Annotated in this window: 22 protein-coding genes and 3 pseudogenes; 9 read left to right on the top strand and 16 right to left on the bottom strand. The window is 65.1% G+C overall.

Features of this window, described 5'->3' with window-relative positions:
• Window positions 1–24 precede the first annotated feature (24 nt).
• The 3 genes from ACREYQ_RS19450 to ACREYQ_RS19440 all read right to left on the bottom strand — a co-directional run bounded on the left by ACREYQ_RS19450 (window position 25) and on the right by ACREYQ_RS19440 (window position 3,025).
• Window positions 25–723, bottom strand: coding sequence for an RraA family protein (locus ACREYQ_RS19450; protein ID WP_432261818.1), 699 nt, complete (start codon window positions 721–723; stop codon window positions 25–27).
• Between the two features lie 9 nt (window positions 724–732).
• Entirely contained in the window at window positions 733–1,728 is a 996-nt protein-coding gene (locus tag ACREYQ_RS19445; RefSeq protein WP_432261817.1) for a Bug family tripartite tricarboxylate transporter substrate binding protein, read from the bottom strand.
• A 91-nt stretch (window positions 1,729–1,819) separates the two neighbouring features.
• Window positions 1,820–3,025: a pyridoxal phosphate-dependent aminotransferase gene (locus ACREYQ_RS19440; RefSeq protein WP_432261816.1), complete on the bottom strand. Its 1,206-nt coding sequence runs from the start codon at window positions 3,023–3,025 to the stop codon at window positions 1,820–1,822.
• 146 nt (window positions 3,026–3,171) lie between these two features.
• On the opposite strand from ACREYQ_RS19440, the gene ACREYQ_RS19435 reads away from it, so the two are divergent.
• Both ACREYQ_RS19435 and ACREYQ_RS19430 read left to right on the top strand, forming a co-directional pair.
• Window positions 3,172–4,095 carry a LysR family transcriptional regulator gene (locus tag ACREYQ_RS19435; RefSeq protein ID WP_432261815.1) on the top strand — a complete coding sequence of 308 codons (924 nt, stop codon included), beginning with the start codon at window positions 3,172–3,174 and terminating at the stop codon, window positions 4,093–4,095.
• Between the two features lie 210 nt (window positions 4,096–4,305).
• A complete protein-coding gene (locus ACREYQ_RS19430) occupies window positions 4,306–4,497 on the top strand; it encodes a hypothetical protein (RefSeq protein WP_432261814.1) in 192 nt (63 codons plus the stop codon).
• Window positions 4,498–4,713: 216 nt separating this feature from the next.
• Here ACREYQ_RS19430 and ilvD read toward each other — a convergent pair whose 3' ends face one another.
• Window positions 4,714–6,573, bottom strand: coding sequence for a dihydroxy-acid dehydratase (gene ilvD / locus ACREYQ_RS19425; protein WP_432261813.1), 1,860 nt, complete (start codon window positions 6,571–6,573; stop codon window positions 4,714–4,716).
• Window positions 6,574–6,808: 235 nt separating this feature from the next.
• Between ilvD and ACREYQ_RS19420 the strand changes: the two genes are divergently transcribed.
• Entirely contained in the window at window positions 6,809–7,831 is a 1,023-nt protein-coding gene (locus ACREYQ_RS19420; protein WP_432261812.1) for a class I fructose-bisphosphate aldolase, read from the top strand.
• A gap of 118 nt (window positions 7,832–7,949) precedes the next feature.
• Here ACREYQ_RS19420 and ACREYQ_RS19415 read toward each other — a convergent pair.
• Both ACREYQ_RS19415 and ACREYQ_RS19410 read right to left on the bottom strand, forming a co-directional pair.
• A pseudogene (locus tag ACREYQ_RS19415) lies at window positions 7,950–8,105 on the bottom strand (DUF2945 domain-containing protein); the annotation flags it as partial.
• A gap of 33 nt (window positions 8,106–8,138) precedes the next feature.
• Window positions 8,139–8,357, bottom strand: a pseudogene (locus tag ACREYQ_RS19410) (helix-turn-helix domain-containing protein); the annotation flags it as partial.
• Here ACREYQ_RS19410 and ACREYQ_RS19405 point away from each other — a divergent pair.
• Window positions 8,357–8,530 (top strand): annotated as a pseudogene (locus ACREYQ_RS19405) (SDR family NAD(P)-dependent oxidoreductase); the annotation flags it as partial. The pseudogenes ACREYQ_RS19410 and ACREYQ_RS19405 sit on opposite strands and share 1 nt — an antisense overlap.
• Window positions 8,531–8,549: 19 nt before the next feature.
• On the opposite strand, the gene ACREYQ_RS19400 reads toward ACREYQ_RS19405, so the two are convergent.
• Complete coding sequence (locus ACREYQ_RS19400) at window positions 8,550–9,290, bottom strand: SDR family oxidoreductase (protein ID WP_432262600.1); 741 nt, start codon at window positions 9,288–9,290, stop codon at window positions 8,550–8,552.
• A gap of 111 nt (window positions 9,291–9,401) precedes the next feature.
• On the opposite strand from ACREYQ_RS19400, the gene ACREYQ_RS19395 reads away from it, so the two are divergent.
• Complete coding sequence (locus tag ACREYQ_RS19395) at window positions 9,402–10,325, top strand: LysR family transcriptional regulator (RefSeq protein WP_432261811.1); 924 nt, start codon at window positions 9,402–9,404, stop codon at window positions 10,323–10,325.
• Between the two features lie 21 nt (window positions 10,326–10,346).
• Here the strand turns inward: ACREYQ_RS19395 and ppk1 are convergent, their stop codons facing one another.
• Window positions 10,347–12,482, bottom strand: a complete 2,136-nt coding sequence (gene ppk1, locus ACREYQ_RS19390; protein WP_432261810.1) for a polyphosphate kinase 1 — start codon at window positions 12,480–12,482, stop codon at window positions 10,347–10,349.
• A gap of 151 nt (window positions 12,483–12,633) precedes the next feature.
• On the opposite strand from ppk1, the gene ACREYQ_RS19385 reads away from it, so the two are divergent.
• Window positions 12,634–12,963 (top strand): hypothetical protein, encoded by a 330-nt coding sequence (locus ACREYQ_RS19385; RefSeq protein ID WP_432261809.1) that lies wholly within the window; start codon window positions 12,634–12,636, stop codon window positions 12,961–12,963.
• A 69-nt stretch (window positions 12,964–13,032) separates the two neighbouring features.
• Entirely contained in the window at window positions 13,033–14,586 is a 1,554-nt protein-coding gene (locus tag ACREYQ_RS19380; protein WP_432261808.1) for a CHAD domain-containing protein, read from the top strand.
• Window positions 14,587–14,663: 77 nt separating this feature from the next.
• Here ACREYQ_RS19380 and ACREYQ_RS19375 read toward each other — a convergent pair whose 3' ends face one another.
• From ACREYQ_RS19375 to ACREYQ_RS19345, 7 genes are read right to left on the bottom strand one after another with little or no spacing between them, the layout of a single operon-like run.
• Entirely contained in the window at window positions 14,664–15,650 is a 987-nt protein-coding gene (locus tag ACREYQ_RS19375; RefSeq protein ID WP_432261807.1) for a Bug family tripartite tricarboxylate transporter substrate binding protein, read from the bottom strand.
• A gap of 58 nt (window positions 15,651–15,708) precedes the next feature.
• Window positions 15,709–16,293, bottom strand: coding sequence for a malonic semialdehyde reductase (locus ACREYQ_RS19370; RefSeq protein ID WP_432261806.1), 585 nt, complete (start codon window positions 16,291–16,293; stop codon window positions 15,709–15,711).
• Window positions 16,290–16,706 (bottom strand): RidA family protein, encoded by a 417-nt coding sequence (locus tag ACREYQ_RS19365; protein WP_432261805.1) that lies wholly within the window; start codon window positions 16,704–16,706, stop codon window positions 16,290–16,292. Before ACREYQ_RS19365 ends, ACREYQ_RS19370 begins: the two co-directional genes overlap by 4 nt.
• Complete coding sequence (locus tag ACREYQ_RS19360; protein ID WP_432261804.1) at window positions 16,703–17,611, bottom strand: dihydrodipicolinate synthase family protein; 909 nt, start codon at window positions 17,609–17,611, stop codon at window positions 16,703–16,705. The genes ACREYQ_RS19365 and ACREYQ_RS19360 overlap by 4 nt, the downstream gene beginning before the upstream one ends.
• A gap of 16 nt (window positions 17,612–17,627) precedes the next feature.
• Window positions 17,628–18,584 carry an alpha/beta hydrolase gene (locus ACREYQ_RS19355; protein ID WP_432261803.1) on the bottom strand — a complete coding sequence of 319 codons (957 nt, stop codon included), beginning with the start codon at window positions 18,582–18,584 and terminating at the stop codon, window positions 17,628–17,630.
• Window positions 18,585–18,597: 13 nt separating this feature from the next.
• Complete coding sequence (locus ACREYQ_RS19350; protein ID WP_432261802.1) at window positions 18,598–19,194, bottom strand: VOC family protein; 597 nt, start codon at window positions 19,192–19,194, stop codon at window positions 18,598–18,600.
• 59 nt (window positions 19,195–19,253) lie between these two features.
• Window positions 19,254–20,183, bottom strand: coding sequence for a fumarylacetoacetate hydrolase family protein (locus tag ACREYQ_RS19345; protein WP_432261801.1), 930 nt, complete (start codon window positions 20,181–20,183; stop codon window positions 19,254–19,256).
• A gap of 198 nt (window positions 20,184–20,381) precedes the next feature.
• On the opposite strand from ACREYQ_RS19345, the gene ACREYQ_RS19340 reads away from it, so the two are divergent.
• Window positions 20,382–21,311 carry an NAD(P)-dependent oxidoreductase gene (locus ACREYQ_RS19340; RefSeq protein WP_432261800.1) on the top strand — a complete coding sequence of 310 codons (930 nt, stop codon included), beginning with the start codon at window positions 20,382–20,384 and terminating at the stop codon, window positions 21,309–21,311.
• Between the two features lie 154 nt (window positions 21,312–21,465).
• Here the strand turns inward: ACREYQ_RS19340 and ACREYQ_RS19335 are convergent, their stop codons facing one another.
• The gene (locus ACREYQ_RS19335; protein ID WP_432261799.1) at window positions 21,466–21,939 is read right to left on the bottom strand and encodes a VOC family protein; all 474 of its coding nucleotides are present in this window, start codon (window positions 21,937–21,939) and stop codon (window positions 21,466–21,468) included.
• A 215-nt stretch (window positions 21,940–22,154) separates the two neighbouring features.
• Here ACREYQ_RS19335 and ACREYQ_RS19330 point away from each other — a divergent pair, with 215 nt between their 5' ends.
• Entirely contained in the window at window positions 22,155–22,814 is a 660-nt protein-coding gene (locus ACREYQ_RS19330; RefSeq protein WP_432261798.1) for a GntR family transcriptional regulator, read from the top strand.
• Window positions 22,815–22,821: the final 7 nt, after the last annotated feature.

The following is a 22,821-nucleotide window of genomic DNA, read 5'->3' as shown; positions in this document are numbered from 1 at the left end:
TCCTGCGCGCATTGCCGCTCCGTGCTATAGCACCTGCCCCGGCGCGAGCACCCCCGAAGCCGATAGCGCAGAGGCCAGCCAGGCAGGCCTGGTCTCCGCTCCGGACTGGATATTGGCAATGCGCCTGCGCTCCGCTTCCAGCTTTTCCGCCGCAAGTTCGAGTACGGTGGCGACCTTCTCTCGCTCGATAACGACCACACCATCGGCATCGCCCACCACCAGATCGCCGGGACGCACGGTCACGCCACCGCATTGGACCGGGTGATTGATCAAGCCGGGGACAAGCTTGGTCGGACCATTGGAATTTGTGCCTACGGCGTAAATCGGGAAACCCAGTTCGCGGATCTCGTCGCCATCGCGCGCGGCAGCGTCCAGGACGACGCCCGCCACACCCTTGGCCTGGCACTGGTTCGCCATGATTGCGCCCATCAGGGCGCAGGTCTGATCCGCCTTGCCATCGACAACGATGACGTCACCGGGTCTGGCCATTGCGATCGCGGCGTGGATCATGAGGTTGTCACCGGGCCGAACCTCGACGGTCAGCGCCGTCCCGCACACGCGGAATCGTCGGTCCAGCGGTGCGACGCGGCCATGCAGCCCTCCACGGCGGCCATTGACATCAGCCAGCAGGGAAGATGCGAATTGGGAAGCAAGCGTTACAAGCTCCGGTGGAACACGGGCGATATCTGTCACGATCGCGCGGAAGTCTTGACTGTCTTTCATTGATGGTTCTCAGTTCACGGTAACGTTGGCAGCCTTGATCACGCCGGCCCACTTTTGTTTGTCGGCCTTCAGGAATTCGCGGAATTTCTCCGGCGAGTTGCCCACGACTTCCATGCCATCCTGTTGCAGCCGCTGCGCGATGTCGGGCTGCCGCAGCACCTGCTGCACCTCCTTTTGCAAGCGCGCGACCACGGACGCCGGCGTTCCCTTCGGGGCACAGAGGCCGGTCCAGGCCACGGGCTCGAAGTCCTTCACGCCCGCTTCGGCGAAAGTAGGCACATCGGGCAGTCCGTCCAGCCGATGGGCCGCGGCCACGCCGAGGACCCGCAATTTGCCCGACTTCGCGTATTGCATCGAACTGATCGGTTGGTCAAAGATCAGCGATACCTGTCCGCCCAGCAGATCAGCCATGGCTTGGCCCGTGCCCTTGTACGGCACATGCACGATATCGACCCCGGTGCGCAGCTTGAGCATCTCGCCTGCGAGGTGCCCTGCCGTGCCATTGCCCGACGAAGCGTAGTTAAGCTTGCCGGGGTTCGCCTTGGCATAGGCGATCAGTTCCTTGACGTTGTGGATCGGCAGCGAGGCGTTGACCAGTGCCACGTATGGTGTATTGGCGATCAGCGAGACCGGGACGATGTCCGCCTGGGCGTCATAGCTCATCTTTTGCAGGTTTGGCTGGATCGACAGCATGCCGGTCGTGCAAATCATGAGCGTATGGCCATCGGCGGGAGCCTTGAGCATGGCGTCCGCGGCGATGTTGCCGCCAGCACCAGGCCGGTTGTCGATCAACACCTGTTTTCCTAGCGCGTCGGCAAGCTTGGGCGCGATCAGGCGGGCGACGATGTCGTTCGAGCCGCCTGGCGAGAAGCCGACGAGAATGCGGATCGGCCGGGTCGGCCACGATTCCAGCGCGGACGCGGCGTTTGCGGCGGCAAGCGCGACGCAGACGGTGAGAAGCTTCAGGAAATGTGGGCGGATCAGGGGGCTGGGCGGGCTGCGCATGATGTTTCGGTTCGTCATCGTGGGGGGCGTGGTGCGCTGGCGGAGTTGCCGGCGGATCTCTGCGTTTAGGTGTGCCTGTGCCGTCGTGGCGTTACGCAAGCAATGTTTCGGCTGCGTGCGCAATGCGCCTGGTGCCTTCGGCCAACATGTCCATGCTGGTAGCGAACGAGAGCCGGAAATGTGTATCGACTCCATAAGCAGAGCCAGGAAGGAAGGCGATATTGGCAGCGTCGAGCGCCCATGCCGTCCATTGGTCGCTATTGTGGATAGTCAGGCCTGCGCTGGTCCTGCGGCCGAACAGTCCGGTGCATGACGCAAAGAGATAGAAGGCGCCGGCTGGGGGTTCGCACGCGATACCCTCTATACGGTTCAGCGCATCCACCACGAAGTCGCGGCGCTGTCGATAGACGTCGCGGTTCGCGGCGACAAAGTCTTGCGGGCCTTCGAGCGCGGCGAGCGCGGCCGCCTGTGCCACGGCATTGGCGCACGACGTGCTTTGCGATTGCAGCTTGATCATGGCCTTGATCAGCCCCGCCGGGCCGCCGGCATAGCCGATTCGCCATCCGGTCATGGCATAGGCTTTCGATACACCATTGATCGTCAGCGTCCGGTCGGCCAACTGTGGACACGCCTGCGCGATGGTGAAAAAGCCGGTGCCGTCGTACATCAGGTGCTCGTAGATGTCGTCGGTCATGATCCAGACGTGAGGGTGCCGTTCCAGGACCTCGCCCAGCGCGACCAGTTCGTCGCGGCTATATGCGGCGCCGCTCGGATTGTTCGGCGCGTTCAGCATGAGCCAGCGGGTGCGCGGCGTGATCGCGCCCTCCAGCGCCTGCGGCGTCAGCCTGAAACCGGTTTCCGGTGTGCCGGGAACGATTACGGGCGTACCGCCCGCAAACAGCGTGATATCCGGGTAGGACACCCAGTACGGCGCGGGGATGATGACCTCGTCCCCTGCCTGCACCGTGCAGAGCATCGCGTTGAAGATCACTTGCTTCGCGCCGGTGCTGACCATGATCTCGCCAGGCTTATAGCTCAGCCCGTTCTCACGCAAGAACTTGCGGGCGACCGCCTCGCGCAGTTCGGTCGTTCCGCCAACATCCGTGTATCCGGTTTTGCCTGACTGCATCGCCACCAGGGCGGCCTCGCAGATGTGCGCGGGCGTGGCAAAGTCCGGCTCTCCGGCCGTCAGGCCGATGACATCGCGGCCGGCGGCCCGGAGTTCCCGGACGCGTTGCCCGGCCATGGAACTGGGGGATGGTTTGATGCGGTTGAGTCTGTCAGAAAGCTTCAGCATGGCGGTTCATGGGTGTGTCGATGGCCGTCAGTATGTGAGCCGTCTCTACATGCCACAAACGAGTAATATGAATATTTTGCCATTCCATATATTCGTGCACTGATCCATAGTGGTGCTTATTGCACGATTCGGTTGGTGGGGTATTCATGAATGTGACGTTCAAACAGCTTGAGGCGTTCTATTTCAGCGTCACGAGCGCATCATTCACCGTCGCGGCGGCCAAGCTGTTTACGACGCAATCGGCAGTATCGAAGCGCGTGATCGAGCTTGAACAAGCGCTGGGTGTGCAACTGGTGCACCGGATGCCCAAGGGCCTGGTGCCTACCCAGGCCGGCGCAAGACTTATGCCGATTGCAGAAGAGTCGATGGGGCTCAGGGAGCGGATCGCGCGTGAAGTGGGCCTCGACGACGAGGTGCGCGGCACGTTTCGCATCGGCGTGACCGAACTCGTCGCGCTGACCTGGCTCACACGGCTATTGCGCGAATTGAAATTGAAGCACCCGGCGCTCGAGCTCGAACCAGTGGTCGATGCGGGCCTGAACCTGTTCGCCGCACTGGAAGCCAATACGATTGATCTGACCATCTTGCCCGGGACCTACTGGGGCGATGCCTACCGGTGCGTCGAAGTCGGCCGAGTGGAGGATCTCTGGATGGCCAGCCCGAAGCTGGGCATCCCCGATCGCCCGCTGAAACCCGACGAGCTTGCAGAGTACCCGGTGCTGGAACAAGCAGCCGGATCGGCAAAGAATGCGTTCTATGGCCAATGGAACCGCGAGCACGGTTTCCGATTCAAGAAGGTCTTTTCCACCAACAGCCTCACGGTGTTGCGAGAGCTGACCATCGAGGGACTGGGCATCAGCCAGTTGGCAGTCGACTACTTCGCCTCAGATATCCATGCAGGCCTGTTGCGCGTGGTGCGCACCGATCCGATGCCGCCTCCTCTCATCTACTCGGCGGTGTATCGGCAATCCGGTTTCTCAAGGGCCCTGGATGTCATCTCGGAAACGGCTGGCCACGTATGCAATTTCAAGAGGGGACCGTTTGACCTTGCGGACAGCCCGGTCAAATAACCAACAGAAGATTGTCACCTGTTGGAATAAAGCCGACATGCTGCGTACCCTGAATCGCTGCCAGTGATGCGGGAGGCCTTGAATCTCTATATTAAACAGTAGGTTACGCCACAGCGCGTGCAGGGATCGAGTTGGCACAGATCGTGCCCTGCAGGTTAGCGAGCAACTGCTCAAACCCTGTTACCAGACTACTTTGATTGGAGATTCGAAATGAACACGCTGACTATTGCTGACCTGCACCAAGAGGACGAACTGCCCTCTTCCCAAATGACCCGTATCGTTGGTGGACACGATGTAGCCAAGGAAAAAGCCCTTGTTGAGCTTTACGGTGTTATTCACGATATTGACAAGTTATTGAATACACCTGACCCGGCACCTCCCAAAGTGCCGATGAAGCTGTGATGATCGATCGTTGACAAACGGTGCCGTTAGAAGGCAAGGATACGAGTCTGCCATGGCCGGTTTACCGGCCCTTATGTTTTTGGCCGCTGCCGGCCTGGTTTTATCCGACGCCTTTCACCGACCGTACAAGAAAAGCTGGTGCCTGGAAAGAACCTAAGAAAAAGCCGCTCCAAAGAGCGGCCTTCCCGGCAAACGGACCAGCGCTTCGCCGCAGACTCAATCGTCCAGCAACGACAAGTCCCGCACCGCACCCTTATCCGCCGACATCACCAGCTTGGCGTAAGCCTTGAGCGCAGCAGACACCTTGCGCGGACGCAGCTTGACCGGCTTCCACCCCCTGGCGTTCTGTTCCTCGCGGCGGCGCGCCAGTTCCTCATCGGACAGCAGCACGTTGATCGTGCGGTTGGGAATGTCGATGCGGATCTTGTCGCCGTCGCGCACCAGGCCGATGGCGCCGCCGGCTGCTGCTTCGGGCGAGCAGTGGCCGATGGACAAACCCGAGGTCCCGCCGGAGAAGCGGCCGTCGGTCAGCAGCGCACAGGCCTTGCCCAGGCCCTTGGACTTGATATAGCTGGTGGGGTAGAGCATCTCCTGCATGCCGGGGCCGCCCTTGGGGCCTTCGTAGCGCACGATCACCACGTCGCCGGCCTTGACCTTGTCGTTGAGGATGTTCTCCACCGCCTCGTCCTGCGATTCGGTGACGTGGGCCGTGCCCTCGAACACGAGGATGCTCTCGTCCACGCCGGCGGTCTTCACCACGCAGCCGTCGAGCGCGATATTGCCGGTCAGCACCGCCAGGCCGCCTTCCTTGGAGAAGGCGTGCTCGTAGGAGCGGATGCAGCCCTCGGCGCGGTCCAGGTCCAGGCTGGGCCAGCGCGTGTTCTGGCTGAACGCCACCTGGGTGGGGATGCCCGCCGGGCCGGCCAGGTAGAAGTTCCTGACGGCTTCGTCCCGGGTGCGGCTGATGTCCCACTGCTCCAGCGCGTCCTTGAGCGTGGGGGCATGCACCGTGGGCACGTCGGTGTGCAGCTTGCCGGCGCGCTCCAGTTCGCCCAGGATGGCCATGATGCCGCCCGCGCGGTGCACGTCTTCGATGTGGTACTTGTTGGTGTTGGGCGCCACCTTGCACAGCTGCGGCACGACGCGCGACAGGCGGTCGATGTCGGTCATGTCGAAGTCGATTTCCGCCTCGCGCGCGATCGCCAGCAGGTGCAGGATGGTGTTGGTGGAGCCGCCCATGGCGATGTCCAGCGTCATGGCGTTTTCGAACGCCTTGAAGCCCACCGCGCGCGGCAGGATGCGCGCGTCTTCCTGCTCGTAATACTGGCGGGCCAGTTCCACGATGCGGCTGCCGGCGCGCTTGAACAGCTGTTCGCGGTCGGCGTGCGTGGCCACCACGGTGCCGTTGCCGGGCAGCGACAGGCCCAGCGCCTCGGTCAGGCAGTTCATGGAGTTGGCGGTGAACATGCCCGAGCACGAGCCGCAGGTCGGGCAGGCGGAGCGCTCCACCTCGGCCACGTCGGCGTCGGAATAGGCGCTGTCGGCCGCGATCACCATGGCGTCCACCAGGTCGAGCTTCTTGAACTCCATGGCCTTGGTGACGGGGTTGGTCAGGCGCGTCTTGCCGGCTTCCATGGGGCCGCCGGAGACAAAGATCACCGGGATGTTGAGCCGCATGGCGGCCATCAGCATGCCGGGGGTGATCTTGTCGCAGTTGGAGATGCACACCATGGCGTCGGCGCAATGCGCATTGACCATGTACTCCACCGAGTCCGCGATGATGTCGCGGCTGGGCAGCGAATACAGCATGCCGTCGTGGCCCATGGCGATGCCGTCATCGACCGCGATGGTGTTGAATTCCTTGGCCACGCCGCCCGCGGCCTCGATCTCGCGCGCGACCAGCTGGCCCAGGTCCTTCAGGTGCACGTGCCCGGGCACGAACTGGGTGAAGGAATTGACCACCGCAATGATGGGCTTGGAGAAGTCTTCGTCTTTCATGCCGGTGGCGCGCCACAGGGAGCGCGCCCCCGCCATGTTGCGGCCGGCGGTGGAGGTTTTGGAACGGTATGTGGGCATTTTATTGCTGAAGAAATATCGCGATAGGAAGCGGGCCGCGGGAATAAGGGCCCTGGCATGCCCGTGCGAACAACCTCTTGAGCTGCGCCCTGGGCAAAGGGGCAATTATCCCACACCGAGCTGCGCGAAGCGTTCGGGCGGCCACCATAAGCGCGCGCCACCCGCCCCGCCTTGCTTGCGCGATGGCATTTTCGCGTCAATGCTTGTTCCTATGTCACCTGCGCGGAGCCTGATCATGGATAGAAGAAGCGAACTGCAAGCCACCGTCGACGCCCTGGCACAAGCGGGCAAAGGACTGCTGGCGGCCGACGAGAGCGGCCCGACGATCGCCAAGCGGTTCGAACGCATCGGGGTGGAATCGAGCGAGGAGAACCGCCGCACATGGCGCAACCTGCTCTTGTCGACGCCGGGTCTTGGCGCGTTCATCAGCGGCGTGATCCTGTACGAGGAAACGCTGGGACAGCGCGCCGACGACGGCACGCCGCTGCCGGAACTGGCCGCGCGCCAGGGCATCGTGCCCGGCATCAAGGTGGACAAGGGCAAGCTGGCGCTCGCCCTTGCGCCCGGGGACGAGGTTACCGAGGGTCTCGACGGGCTGGCCAAGCGGCTTGCCGGCTATCGCCAGCAGGGTGCGCGCTTTGCCAAGTGGCGTGCGGTCTACAACGTATCGGACAAACTGCCGGGCTGGGCTGCCATCCAGGCCAATGCGGAGGCGCTGGCACGCTATGCCGCGATCTGCCAGGAGTCTGGCGTGGTACCGATCGTCGAACCCGAGGTGCTGATGGACGGCGCGCACACCATGGCCCGTTGCGCCGAGGTCACCGAGTCCGTGCTGCATGCAGTGTTTCACGCCTTGCACCGGCATGCGGTGGTGCTCGAACACATGCTGCTGAAACCGAGCATGGTGCTGCCCGGCAAGGAAGCCGGGCACGCGGCGCCGGCCGAGGTCGCCATGCAGACCGTGCAGGTGCTCAGACGCACGGTGCCGGCGGCGGTGCCGGGCATCTTCTTCCTGTCCGGCGGCCAGACGCCCACCGAGGCCACCGTCAATCTCGACGCCATGAACCGGCTTGCTCCGTTGCCCTGGCGGCTGTCCTTCTCCTACGGGCGCGCCTTGCAGGAGCCGCCCCTGCTGGCCTGGCGCGGCGACGCCGCCAACGCGGCGCAAGCGCAACGGGCGCTGCTGCAGCGCTCACGGCTGAATGGCATGGCCTGCCTGGGGCAATACGACGCGGCGCAGGAGAGCGCTGCGGGCTGAGTCTTCGGATGCGCCTGCGCCTCCCTCTGCGCGGGCGCGCAGCCCCGGGGCCTGTGCGGCAAGTTGAGGAACTCTGGAGATTCCCGGTTGGAATGGCCGATGGCAAAGAACGGCAGTGTCACACCGCGCCTTTGCGGCGTACCAGTTCGAGGACAGCACCGCGATGGGCAGCGACGTGGTCGGTCTTGTCGCTCTTGATCTCATACTGCGGATCGTCCTTCGACGCGGGATGCACTTGGCCCTTGTAGTCAAAATCCGCCGTATGGACAGCAATGTGCAACTCTGCCACCGTCGCCCCGAGCAGCAGCTAGGCAGTCTGCAATGCATCGCCGCGCGCCATGCGCCGGATCGCCTGCGGCGGCTGGCCGAACGCCCTCAGAAAGGCACGCCGCATGCGCTCGCGGTCGCCGAAGCCGGTATCCCGCGCCACTACATCGATGGCATGGCGGCCGCCTTCCATCATCAGCCTGGCCGCCTCCACGCGCAGGTGCTCCACGGCCTTGGCGGGGGTCTGCCCCGTTTCGTCAGGGCGACGACCTGGTCGATGCGGCCCTCGCAGGGCTGGACCAGGGCGAGGTGATCACCGTGCCGTCGTTGCCCGACGTGGCCGACTGGAACACGTTCGACGCTGCACGCGCCGCGCTCGGCCCCAATCTTTCACGTGACCAGCCCGCCGCCCGGTACGGCCTTGCGCGATAACCGTTGCGCCGCTGTTGGATCAGGCGCTGAATCCGCCATCAATCGTCAGACCGGCGCCCGTGATGAATCCCGCTTCCGGACCCGCGACGTAGGCCACCATCGCCGCGATCTCGTCCGGCGCCGCGTGGCGCTGCAACGCCATGAGGCCATGCATGGTGGCGCCGAACTCCCCGGCTTCCGGATTCATGTCGGTGTCGGTCGGACCGGGCTGGACGTTGTTGACGGTGATGCCACGCGGGCCCAGGTCGCGGGCCATGCCTTGCACCAGCCCCAGCAGCGCGGACTTGCTCATGGCATACGCGCTGCCGCCAGGGAACGGCATCCGGTAGGCATTGGTGCTGCCGATATTGATGATGCGGCCGCCCTGCCCCATGTGCGCGAGCGCAGCCTTGGCGGCGACGAAGACAGCGCGCACGTTGACAGCGAGCGTCTGGTCGAAGTCCTCCAGCGAGAGGGTCTCGACCGGGCCCAGCCGCAGCACGCCGGCATTGTTCACGAGAATATCGATCCTGCCGAACCGCTGCGCGGCATCATTGATCGCGCCAGTGAGCGCAGCGGCATCGGCGGCATCTGCCTGGATCGCCAGTGCGCGGCCGCCAGCCGCTTCGACCTCGGCGGCCAGTGCATTGGCGGTCGCTGCAGACTGCTGATAGGTGAAGGCGACGGTTGCGCCTTCGCGCGCCAGGCGGCGGACGATGGCTGCGCCAATACCGCGGGCGCCGCCGGTGACAAAGGCGATCTTTCCGGAGAGGGTGGTCATGAAGTGCTCCTGAGCAAGAGAGGTTGGTGAAGTCAGTATGGTCTGTGCATTGCGTCGCCGGTAGCGGTGAGTCAGCATCAACTTCTTCAACCATTGGTATAAGCTGGTGGCATGGAAGCCCTGAACCTGCTCGAATCCTTTGTGCGGAGTGCTGAAGCCGGCAGTTTCTCGGCGGCGGCACGCCGCCTTGGCATCACCCCTGCGGCGGTCAGCAAGAACGTTGCGCGGCTGGAATCAAACCTGGGCGTGCGGCTGTTCCAGCGCAGCACCCGCCAGCTCACCCTGACCGACGGCGGCGAGCAGTTCTTCCAGCAGGTGTCAGGTCCGTTCTCCACCTTGCGCGATGCATTTGCCAGCGCCTCGCAAGACGCAGGCAAACCCGCCGGCGTGCTCAAGATCAGCCTGGCGCTTGCCTTCGGCAGGGAATACCTGGTGCCGCTGCTGGGCGAGTTCCTGGCACGCTATCCCGCCATCGTGCCGGACTGGCACTTCGAGAACCGGCCGGTGGACCTGATCCAGGATGGTTTCGATGCCGCGATCGGCGGCGGCATCGAACTGACCGAGGGCGTCGTGGCGCGAGAACTCGTCAATACCCACATTGTCGTGACGGCATCGCCCGCGTATATGAAGGACAGGCCCATGCCGGCGCACCCCGGCGACCTTGCCATGCTGGACGGGATCGTGCGGCGCTCAGGCCCGACCGGACGATTGCGTGCATGGACGCTGCGCCACCAGAACGGCGACGAGGCGCTGGCCGCGCCACGCACACGGATGATTTTCGATGACCCGGAAGCCATGGCGCATGCGGCCATGCTCGGCTACGGCGTCGCGCTGTTGCCGACGCCGCATGCCGCGCGATGGCTGGAAACCGGCGCGCTGATGCGCCTGCTGCCAGGATGGCATGCCGACAACGGCCCCATTTCTCTGTACTACCCGAGCACGAAGCTGCTGCCCCTCAAGACGCGCGTGTTTATCGATTTCGTGGTCGACGCGTTCCGCAACGCGGGCCTGGCCAGGCGCTTCGTGGCGGGCTGAAGCACGCTGGGCCACATGGGCTCACGTCAACGCTGACAGCAGCACATTCTGCGCAGCCTCCCCCTCACGCGAGGGCTGACGCATGTAGCTTCCATCCGGCGCCATCTGCCAGGCGTCACAGCGGTCAGTCAGGTAGGGTTTCAGCCCTTCCGCAATGACGCGTTCCTTCAAGCTGGCATCGAGAACGGGAAAGCAGATCTCGATCCGCCGCGACAGGCTTCTCTCCATCCATTCACCGCTGGACAGCATGACCCTTTGCGCCCCGTCATCGTGAAAATAAAAGATGCGCGAGTGTTCGAGAAACCGGCCCATGACCGATTTGACCTCAATGGTCTCCGACAGACCGGCAACGCCTGGACGCAGCGCACAGGCACCCCTGATGATCAGATCGATACGGACACCGTCACGTGAGGCGTCATACAGCGCCTGGATCAGTTCCGGCTCAAGCAGTGCATTCATCTTGGCAATGATCCATCCCTTGCGGCCGGCCCTGGCATTCCCGGCTTCGCGCCGGATCGCGGCAAGCAGTTCCTTCTTCATGGTGAAAGGCGATTGCCAGATATGCGTCATGCCGTGGGTCTGGCCGCGTCCGGTCAGTTGGCTGAACACTTGCGCCACGTCCTGCGTGAGCGGCTCATTGGCTGTCAGCAAGCCAAAATCGGTATAGGTGCGCGTCGTCTGGCTGTGATAGTTCCCCGTTCCGAGATGCACATAGCGCCGCAGCTTCCCGCCCTCGCGCCGCAATACCATGACCATCTTGGCGTGGGCCTTGAAACCTACGACGCCGTAGATGACGTGCGCGCCGACTTCCTCCAGTTGCGCGGCCCAGCCCAGGTTGGCCTCTTCGTCAAAGCGGGCCAGCAGTTCCACCACAACGGTGACCTCCTTGCCGTTGCGCGCGGCCTCGAGGAGTGCCGAGAGCAGGACCGAGTCGTGCCCGGCGCGATATACCGTCTGGCTGATTGCCACCACGTCGGGGTCCCGCGCCGCTTGCCTGACAAAGTCCACCACCGGTGCAAAGGACTGGAACGGGTGATGCAGCAGGATGTCGCCATCGCGGATGGCGCGGAAGATATCGGAACATTCGTGCAGGACCTTTGGCAGGCCCGGCCGGAAAGGCAGGTATTTCAGCTCCGGCCGGTCCACGTGATCCGGCACCTGCATCAGGCGAACCAGGTTGACCGGCCCGTTGACTGAGAACACCTCGCCTGGCGCCAGGCCAAACTGTTCCTGCAGGAACGCCGTCATGGCCGGCGTGCAGTTGTCTGCCACCTCCAGCCGGACCGCATCGCCAAGATGCCGGTGCGGCAGTTCGCCCTGCAGTGCCTCGCGCAGATTCTTGATCTCTTCCTCGTCCACAAACAGCTCGCTGTTGCGGGTCACGCGGAACTGGTAGCAGCCGCGTATTGCCATGCCACTGAACAGTTCGCCGACGTGGGCATGCAGAATGGAGGAGAGGAAAACAAAGCCATGCTCGCATCCGGCAATATCCGCCGGCAGCGCGATGACGCGCGGCAACGCGCGTGGCGCCTGCACGATCGCATAGCCGGAGTTGCGCCCGAACGCATCCTTGCCCTCGAGTTCAACGGCGAAGTTCAGGCTCTTGTTGAGAATCCGCGGAAACGGATGCGCCGGGTCCAAACCGATCGGCGTCAGGACCGGCATCAGTTCGGCGAAGAAGAAATTCCGGATCCATGCCGCCTGCGCGGGGTTCCACGAGGGCCGGCGCAGGAAGCAGATCTGCTGCCCGGCCATGGCCGGCACCAGCACGTCATTGAAGAGCCGATACTGCTGATCCACCAGCTCCCGGACCCGCTGATTGACCCTGGCATAGATCACCTGCGGCGTCAGCCCGTCCGGGCCGGCAACCGGCGACTGGAGCAGGCACTGTTCCTTCAGGCCCGCCACGCGGATCTCGTAGAACTCATCCAGATTGCTGCTGAAGGTGCACAGGGCACGCAGGCGCTCCAGCAGTGGCACCGCGGCATCGGCGGCCTGCTCCAGCACGCGTGCAAAGAACGCCAGCTGGCTGAGTTCGCGGTTGACGTAGAGCTCATTGCCGTTCAACAGGGCACCCGGTTCCACCAGGGTATCGGGGCTCCGCATCTCCGGGACGGTCGGTGACGCGTTCTGCACGGGATCGGAATCGTGTTTCATGATTTGAGTGCCTGCGGGGAGAATCCTTCCAGATTCTAGCTGGCGCATCACGCATACCGAGGCGAATTTGATCGCGCCGCACCCGCGAAATACGTGTCACGGCACGGGCATCCGATGCCTAGAATGATTTGACTGCCCACTGGAGTTTCCCATGTCCCACGATTTGCCAACTGCCACCGAGACCACCCCGGAGGGCCTGAAGGGCCTGATCGATCATATTGGAAGTGCGGCGGCACTTGGCCACCTCGACCCGGAGTTCGTGCGCAAGCTGGGCAAGCGCATTGCCAACGAATTCCAGGGCATGAAGGCGAGCAGGGAATCCGGCAGCAGTGAGCTCGCAGGACTGGAGCAGAGCATAGAGACCCTGCTGCTGGCCGCGGACCGCACATACGGTGCCAGGCTGACCAGATCACTGCAGCGCTTGCGCGAGCACGAAACCCCGTTCGCAGGCAGAGCGCCGAATGCAAACCCGCCGCATTGACTCTGCGGGCTGGTGGCGAGGTCCGGGGCAAAGCAATTTATTAAGCAGATAATCCAGATGCCTGGATAGATGGAACGCGAACTCAAGCTCGAATTGCTGCAGGACCAGGCCGAAGGGCTGATCGGCTTGCCCCTGGTGTCCGCCTGCAGCGTGGAACCGCCACACGAAGAGAGGCTCGTCAGCACGTATTTCGATACGCCGGAGCTTTCGTTCCGGCGTCTGCACGCATCGCTGCGCGTGCGCCAAGCGGGTGAGCGTTTTGTGCAGACGTTGAAAACCACGGGCACGCAGCACGGGGCGCTATACGAGCGGGAAGAGTTTGAGGCGGCCATCCCCGGCAACGTGCCGGATCTTGGCGCGCTTCGAGACAAAGTGCCCGAGGGCACGGCGTTGGCAATACTGCTCCGGGAAGGCGATCTGGCAGAGCGCCTCAGGCCGGTCTTCGTCACCGATGTCCGGCGCATGGTCCTGCTGTTGCGCTTGCCACAGGGGGACGAGGTCGAACTGGCCGTCGATCGCGGCGTTGTCCGTGCCAACGATCTCACCGAGCCGATCCGCGAGCTTGAGATGGAGATCCAGGCCGGGGAGCCGGCCCATCTGTCAGCCTTTGCCCTGCAATTGCTCGATGCCGTTCCCATGCGCGTGAGCCGCCTCAGCAAAAGCGACCGTGGCTATGCGCTGATCGCTGACGATGCCGGTCAGGCGGCGCGGGCGGAGCCCCTCGAACTGAACGCAGCCGGTTCGGCTGAAGCGGCCTTTCAGTGCATTGCCCGGAACTGCCTGGCGCAAATCTCGCGAAACGAACGTGGCGTGGTCAACGGCTCAGATCCGGAAAGCGTGCACCAGATGCGGGTCGGGCTGCGTCGCCTGCGTTCCGCGCTCGATATCTTCGAACCGTTGATTGCCTGCCCGCCGGCACTGCAAGCGGAACTCAAATGGATTGCCGATGAACTCGGCCCCGCGCGTGACTGGGAAGTGCTCGCCAACACCACCCTGCGGGACGCGTTCAAGGGAGCGCCGCAAGACATGAGGGCGGATGCGGTGCTTGCCGCGGCGAAGGCGGCCGCGGCCGATGCCCGCCAGCGCGCCGCCCAGGCCGTGAACTCTGACCGTTATACGCGCCTGATTCTGACACTGAGTCACTGGCTGGGCAGCGCGGACTGGCGCCACGGTCTTGACGAGGCGCAGCGCGCGGCGCTCACCGGCCCCGCCGGCGACTTCGCGCTGACCACGTTGCGCCAGCGGCAACGCAGGTTGCTCAAGCGTGGGCGGGGTATGGCAAAGATCGATGAGCAACGGCGCCATCGTGCGCGTATCGCCGCAAAAAAGCTGCGTTACGCCACCGAGTTTTTTGGATCCCTGTTTGCCGCAAACCAGGTGCACGGCTATCGCCGGCACTTGTCGCGGCTGCAGGATGACCTGGGATGGCGCAACGATATGGCGGTTGCCGAGAAACTGCTGTTGCGCCTGGGCACGGAGCGACAGGAGCTGGCCGTTGGCTGCGGCTACGCGCGCGGCTATATCGCACGGTGTGTCGGCGCTGACAGGCAGCCGCTGCGCCGCCGCTGGAAACGGTTCAAGGCGGCCAGCCTGCCCGGTCGGCCCGCGCATCCGGCATCATAGCCGTGCGCCTGGCGCGGTTGCGCAAAGCCCTTCTGCGGCACGCCGCCGCCCGCCCCGGCGGCGTGCTCGCTGACCGTTCACTCCGGTTGGATTCCCGCGGCCTCGATGACCGGCTTCCATTTCGCCAGATCGGCCTTGATGCGCGCCGAAAAGGCATCCCGGGTCTCCCCGAGCGGCATGATGCCGGCCCGCTCGAGCTGCGCGCGGAACGCCGGATCGGCGACGATCTTCCGCCCCTCCTCCGCCAGCCTGGCCACCACCTCCCTGGGCATGCCGGACGGTCCCACCAACCCGTTCCAGGTATTCACCTCGTGGCCCGGGTAGCTCTCGGCGATGGTGGGCAGCGATGGCAGTTGCGGCAGCCGCTTGTCGCTGGACACTGCCAGCAGGCTCAGCTTGTCGGTGCCTGCATAGGGCATGACTTCGGACACGCTGGCGCTGTAGAGGTCGATCTGCCCGGCCAGGACGTCGGCCAGCGCAGGCGCACCACCGCGGTACGGCACCATGGTGGCCTGCACCCCGGCCCGGGCCAGGAACAGCAGCGCAGAGAGCTGGGTCAGGCCGCCCGTGCCGGCATGCCCGACGTTCAGCTTGCCCGGATTCTCCTTGCCGTAGCGCACCAGATCGGCCAGGGTCCTGAAGTGATGACGGGTGCTTGCCGCCAGGATGAACGGATTGCCGCCGATGTTGATGATCGGCACGAAATCGCGCAGCGGGTCGTAGCGGATCTTGTTGGTCATGGGCGCGGTGACAATCTGCGTCATCGTCGACATGAACAGCACATGGCCGTCCGGCTGGGCACGCGCCACGTATTCGGCGGCGATCAGTCCTCCCGCTCCGCCGCGGTTATCCACCACGAACGGCTTGCCGAAGGCCCGGCTCAGGCGCTCGGCCAGCAGCCGCGCGATCATGTCGGTATTGCCCCCTGGTGCGAAGGGCACCACGATGGTCACCGGCCGGCTGGGCCATTTCTCCTGCGCCATGCCGCTGAGCGGCAGGCCGGCAAGCAAGGCGAGCAAGGCGGCTGAGCCGATCCGCCGCCGCGTGGGATTGAAGCGATGCATGTTGTCTCCTGGCTTTATATTCTCATTGTGTCTGCTGCGCCGACGCTTTCGGATGGCGTCAGTCGATACGGCAGGCTTGCGCGAACGATAGCCGTGGCAGCCGCGGAAAGAGCCGACCGGGGTCGCCTTGCCCCAGGTTGCAAAGGAAGTTGACGCGCCAGGTGCTGCCGGCAAAGAACGCCTGGTTGACCGCATCCGCATCGAAGCCTGACAGCGGGCCACAGTCCAGGCCCAGCGCGCGCGCAGCCAGGATCAGGTAGCCGCCTTGCATGGAGCTGTTGCGAAACGCGGTCTCTTGCGCCAGCGCCGCGTCGGACGCGAACATGTCGTGCATCGCGGGGCGATGCGGGAACAGTGTATCGCCCAGGCGGTGGAACGCGGTGTCGTAGGCGACGATCGCCGTCACCGGCGCGGCCATGACCTTGTCGACGTTGGCCGGCGCCAGCGCGGGGGCCAGCCTGGCCTTGGCCTGCGCCGAGCGCACGAACACCAGGCGCATCGGGCAGGTATTGGCGCTGGTCGGCCCGTGCCGCACCAGCTCATAGAGGCGCTCCAGCACGTCGTCGCCGATCTCGCCCGGCAGCCAGCCGTTGTGGCTGCGTGCTTGCAGGAAGAGCTGGTCGTGGGTGCAGGCACTGGTCATGCGGCGTCTCCCTGCGCCCACGCCGTGGCGGTGATCTCGACCCGCATGTCCGGATGCGGCAGCGCCGCCACCGCCACGCAGGTGCGCGCCGGCATGGCGCCCGGGAAGTATGGCGCATAGGCCGCGTTGAAGGCCTCGTAGTCGGCCATATCGACCAGGTAGCAGGTCAGTGTCACGCAGTCGGACAAGCGCATGCCGTGCTCGGCCAGCGCCCGCTCCACCTTGTCCAGCACGCAGGCGGTCTGCGCCGCCATGTCATAGGTGCGCGTGCCATCGGCCTGTACTTGCACGCCGGCACATCCGTGCGCCGTGCGCGGACTCATGCCGCTGACATGAACGTGCTGGCCCGCCCGCCTAGACACGCTGTAGCGCGCCAGGGGCGGCGGGTCCGCGGCTCGCGGGATCACGCTCATGCGGCTTGCTCCGCCAGTGCCGGCAGCGCGGCGCGCATGCGTGCCTCGAGCTGCCCGGTGGCGTCCGGGCCAAGCTGCACCAGTGGCGGACGCACGGTGCGCCAGCCGGCGTCGCCGGTCAGCAGCGACAGTGTGTGCTTGACCGCCGCGACCATCGGGAACTGCTCCGCAGTCTTGCGCGCCGCGGTGATGCTGTCGTGCAGCCGCGCGGCCTCGGCTGGCGAGCGATAGGCCAGTGCGATGTCGCGCGCATTGATGTTGTTGGTCGCCGAGATGCAGCCGGCCGCGCCCAGCGCCAGGCTCCTGAGCATGAGCACTTCCGACGCGGGGAAGATCGACAGTTGCGGGAAGCGCTCCAGCATGGCAACCAGGTTGTCCCAGTCCCCGGTGCTGTCCTTCACGCCGGCGATATGTTCCGGGTAGGCCGCCACCAGCCGCTCGATCAGCGACAGCGTGATGGGCACGCCCGAGAGCGCGGGAATGTGGTACAGCACGATGCGCAGGGCGGGATCGTCCACGCGCTCGATCAGCTGGCTGTAGTAGGCAAGCACGCCGTCTTCATGCGCGTTCTTGAAGAAGAACGGCGGCAGCACCAGCACGCCGGCGCAGCCCTGATCGATGGCGTGGCGGGTCAGTGCCACGGCATCGTCGATGGCGCAGCAGCCGGTACCCACCAGGATGCGGCTGGCCGGAATGCCGGCACCAATGACTGCGTCAACCAGCGCGATGCGCTCTTCAAAAGTCTCCGAACAGGCTTCGCTGTTGGTGCCGGAGATCGCCAGCCCCGCGCCATCGGCGACCAGCTGCTTGCAGTGTGCGACGAAAGCCGGCAGGTTCAGCGAAAAATCGGCGCAGAAGGGGCTGACCACGGGCGCAAACACGCCGCGTAGCGGTTCTTGTGTCATGGAAGGTTCCTGGTGGTTAGCGGACGGGAGCAGCGGCTCCCTCCGGTTGCGTATGCGTTGCGACGAAGTCGAGCAGCCCGGCGGCAAACCCGTCGTCGGCGCTGCCAAGATGCGCCACGACCGAGGTATGGTTGTGGTGCGGCACCTGCACCACGCGCGGCATCTTGCCCGCACCGGCCACGCGCTCGGCGTACTGCAGCGCGTACCGGTCGAGGTGCGGATTCTCATGCTCGGCGAACGCAACCATCAGCGGCACGGCCATGCGCCCGGCGCTTGCCATGGGCGCTTGGCGCTGCTGCGCGGCGGGGTCGGCGCCGTAGTAGGCCACCACGCCGGCCGCGTTGGGGTTGTCGGGCAGCGTATCCGCTTCGAGCCTGGCGCTGACAAGGATTGCCGCGGCCACGCCATCGGCGCGTGCGCTGAACAAGGGGTCGGTCAGGTAGCTGGCAACGTGGCTGCCCCCGGCTGAATGGCCCAGCAGCACGATGCGCCGTGCGTCGCCGCCCAGTTCGCCGGCGTGCCGGCGCAGCCAGTCGACGGCCAGGGCCACGTCCGCCGCCCCGCCCGGATAAGGCGACTGCGGCGCGAGACGGTATTCCATGTTCACGCCGAGGTAGCCTGCGCGCGCAAACAGGCGTGGCACGTTGGCATAGATATGCGGCGTGGCGTCCTTGCTGCCGCGCAGGAAGGCACCGCCGTGCACGAACACCACCACCGGCAGCGCGCTGCCCGCCCTGGCCTGCGCCGGCAGGTACAGGTCAAGCTGCTGGCGCGGATCGTCGCCATAGGCTTGCGCGGACAGGGTGCGAATGCCGCCGGCGGGCCGCGCGGCATGGACCGCATCATAGATTTCGCAGACCTGGCGCCGGTTGCCCTGGATATCCCGGGCCCAGTCGCGCCCCAGCGCCAGCATGGCGGCGCGCTGGGCTTCGCTCAGGCCGGGGAACGGCGCACGGGCGTGGATGGAAGTCATTGGGCGCCTCCGCTCAGCCGGGCTCGCCGGGGCCGGCGTCGGGCGCGGCCTTGCCTTCCTTCGCGGCCAGCACGCCAGCCGGCGGCTGCACGACAAAGTGCGCCAGGCGATGGCGGTCGAACGATTCCAGGTTGCGCTCCCAGGTCTGCGGCTCATGCGCGGCGCCGGCGGGAATCTGGTCCATGTCGGTATAGATCTCGACGTTGTTGCCGTCCGGATCCTTGAACACCAGGAACCAGTTGCCGCCGGGGCCGTGCTGGCCGATGCCGCGTTCGATCACCACGCCAAGGCTGCGCGCCACTTCCACGGCGCGCTTCATCTCGTCGAGCGACTCCACGTAGTACGAGAAATGCTCCAGGCCCGGGCGCGTGTAGCGCGGCAGGTCGTCGCGGTCCGCCGCGTCGGCCGGCAGGCGCGACAGGGCAAGGTCGTGGTGGTCTTCACCGGCACGCAGGAAAACCATCTGGTCGGCGATGCGGTCCGAGACCTTCAGTCCCATGACCTCGGTGTAGAAGCGCGTCGAGGCTTCCAGGTCGCGCACCAGCAGGACAAGGTGCCCGAGCTTGCGGGTGCGGATGGGTGCAACGGTTTGATGTGGTGCGGCGTTCACGGCTGTCTCCTGGCGGGGCCGCCGGCCCCGTGGCAATGCGGGTGAAGTGGCGCTAGCGCCTACAGGCTTTCCAGCGCGACCGCGTTCTCGATCGCGCCGATGCCTTCGACCCAGGCCACCATCGTATCCCCTGGCTTGAGGTACACGCCACGGCCCATGCCGACGCCGTCGGGCGTGCCGGTGGCGATCAGGTCCCCCGGCTGCAATGTCAGGATGCGCGACAGGTACGCGATTTGCTCTGCCACCGAAAAGATCATCTGCGAGGTATTGCCGTCCTGCATCGACTCGCCGTTGACAGTCAGCGTCATGCGCAGGTTCTGCGGATCGGCGATGCAGCCGGCCGGCACCAGCCAGGGCCCCATCGGCCCGAAGGTGTCGAAGCTCTTGCCGCGGAACCAGTCATGGGTGAAGGGGTAGTCGGTGCGGCGATTCAGGTCGCGCGCACTGATGTCATTGAAAACGGTGTAGCCGGCGACGACCGACAGCGCGTCCGCCACCGAAACGTGGCGGCAGGTCTTGCCGATCACCACGCCGAGCTCGACCTCCCAGTCCAGCCTGGCGGTTTCCGGCGGCATCAGCACGGTTTCGCCGGTTGCGATCACGCTGGTCTCTGCCTTCATGAAGGCGTACGGCTGGCTCTCGCTGCGCGCCGCGAGCCTGGTGCCCATCTCATCGGCGTGCTCGTAGAAGTTGGAGGCCACGCCGAAAATGCGGCGCGGCTGGTAAGGGATGGCGTAGGTGGCGGCACCGTCGACGCCGGGCAGGCGGCCGTCCGCGGCCAGTTGCGGGGCGCGCTGCGCCATGACTGCCATCAGCGGTGCGCTGGCCGCCCAGTCGGCAATCATCGCATCCAGGCCGCCAGTCACGCGGGCCGGATCCAGGCCACAGGCGCTCGCGAGCAGCGCCAGGTCATACAGGGTGTCATTGACCACCAGGCCGGGGCGCTTGACGCCGCCGAGTTGATAAGTTGCCAGGCCATGCCAGTTCACAGGGATCTCCTCGTTTTGCCGATGCATTGAATGCGCCGTGGATGGTCTGGATCATCTGTTTACACGGCGACGTCTGTGGATACTTTATTCTAATCGTGTATACACGTCAACGGCTTCATGATAATTTCGATCGACACTGTTCGCAGGCAGCGTACGTGACCCACTGATAAGCATCGACAACGACGGAGGATTACCGCCATGCAAGGCAAACACCCCCTGGTCCTGACAAGATTGCCGCTGGATGCGGACTGGCTGGCGGAGATGGCTGGGCGCTATTGCTTCTTGCCGTGGACCGAGGCCGACGAAGCGGCGCGCGCCGGTGCGCGTGCCGTGCTCACCAACGGCTCGACCGGCCTGAGCGCGGCGGAACTGGCGGCGCTGCCTGCGCTGGAACTGGTGGCGAGCTTCGGTGCCGGCTACGAAAACATCGACTTGCGCGCAGCGGCCGCGCGCAATGTGCGTGTCTGTCACGCCCCCGATACCAATAGCCAGGTGGTGGCGGATCACGCGCTGGCGCTGATGCTGGCGCTGGCTCGCGGCATCCCCGCGCTCGACCGTGGCGTAAAGGCCGGCCGGTGGGAAAGCCTGCGCGCACCCCGCCCCGGGCTGCGCGGCAAGACGCTTGGGATCGTCGGACTGGGGAATATCGGGCATCGGCTGGCTGAACTGGCCGGGGCGGTCGGCATGCGCGTGGCCTACCTGCGGCATCGCACGGCGCCGGCCGGCGCCTATGCGCCGTATGAGACCGCGATCGCACTGGCCGCCGCGTCCGATGTGCTGGCGCTGACCTGTCCGGGTGGGCCCGGCACGCATCATCTGGTCAACGCGCAGGTGCTGCACGCGCTTGGGCCGCGTGGACTGCTGGTCAACGTGGCACGTGGCAGTGTGGTGGATACCGCAGCGCTGGTGCAGGCGCTGGCGCGCGGCGACATCGCGGGTGCCGCGCTCGACGTGCTGGAAACCGAACCCGAGGTGCCGCTGCCGATGCGCGCGATGGACCACGTCATCCTGACCCCGCACCTCGCGGGCCGCTCGCCCGAGACGCGCATCGCCCAGCATGAGGCGCTGGCGCGCAATCTCGACGGGTGGTTTCGGCAGGGCACCCCGGCCCATCCCGTGGCCGCCTGACCGCCCCCTCAGATGACGCCGTTCAGTTTAGTGCTTGTCGTTCCCGCGCAGGCGGGAACCCAGTGACTTTATTCCCGAAGGGGACGTGAAAGACGCTGGATTCCCGCCTGCGCGGGAATGACGGTAACGTTTGATACCTTGACTGAACGCCCCCTCAGATGCCGCTGCGATCCGCCTTCAGGTCCGGATTGCGCAGTGCCGGGCCGCCATCGTTGCCTTGGCCTTCCTTCGATGCGCCGCCCCAGCCGTGGTCGGTCAGGTCAATGATGATGTCGTGCGGGTCGCGGTACTTCACCTCGTAGAAAATATTGCCCTTCACCGGCACTTCGCCCATGTAGTAGCGCCCGCCCGCGGCTTCCACGGTCTTGCGCGCCTCGTCGATATCGTCGACCCAGACGCCGATGTGATGCAGCCCGACAAAGTCCTTGCCCCGGTCTTCGCCGGCGGCGTGGTCGCTCTTGTAGTTCAGCAGCGCGATGCTCATGGTGCCATCGGTCAGGTACACCCCGCGCGCGAGCGAGGAATCGGTTTCGCCGACTTTGCGGAAGCCGAAAGCCTTCTGGTAGAACTCGGCGGCGGCCCAGGGATCGGGCACGGACAGGGCGATGTGACGCAGTTTGCTGCTCATGGAGGTTCTCCTCGATTGAAATCTGGTTCTGGCGATGGTGTTGCCGTCGCCCCCTATGTGTATACACTTAATGCTATGTGTATTCAATATAATTGTGATGAACATCATCAAGGGCCAGATGTTCGTGACTGCCAAGGCGACGCGTATAATCGGGGCCTGCATCATTTGCGCAATGCCGCGGCCATCGCCACCGGCGTTCAGACAAGGACTCTTTAGTGACCACCACCATTGCCTCCCGCATCAGCCAGTCGCTGGCCGACGAGATCATCGCGGGCACCCTGTTGCCGGGCGAGAAGCTGGAAGAACCTTCGCTGGCCGAACGCTTCCAGGTGTCGCGCACGCCCGTTCGCGAAGCCCTGCGCCTGCTGAACGCGCGCGGGCTGATCGAGCTGGTGCCGCGGCGCGGCGGCGTGGTGGCAAACGTGGGTGCCGAACAGCTGTCCGACATGCTGGAAGCGCTGTGCGAGCTGGAGTCGCTGTGCTGCCGCATCGCCACGCAACGCATGAGCGCGATGCAGCGCCGGCAACTGGAGTTGCTGCACGAGCAGGCCGAGCAGGTGGCGGAGCGCGGCGACGTCGAAGCCTACCTTGACCTGAACGCGCGCTTTCACCAGCTGATCTGCCAGGGCACGCAGAACCAGACGCTGGTGGCGACCGTGGAGAGCCTGCGCGACCGGCTGTCGCCGTTCCGCGCGGCGCAGTCCGGTGTCGAGCGCCGGTTTGAAACCTCGCACCGGGAACACCAGAAGATCGTTGAAGCGATCCTGGCCGGGCAGCCCGAGCAGGCCTACCTGGCCATGCGCAGCCATACCACACGGCTGACGCTCAATGTGATGGAACTGATTGAAGCCCAGCGCACGCAGGCGCGCGGCTGAGCCGGGG

Origin of the sequence: Cupriavidus sp. TMH.W2, assembly GCF_050847365.1 — a bacterium.
In the GTDB taxonomy this organism is placed as follows: domain Bacteria; phylum Pseudomonadota; class Gammaproteobacteria; order Burkholderiales; family Burkholderiaceae; genus Cupriavidus.
Note: the sequence above shows the minus strand (reverse complement) of the source record. Positions and strands in the feature narration are given on the sequence as shown.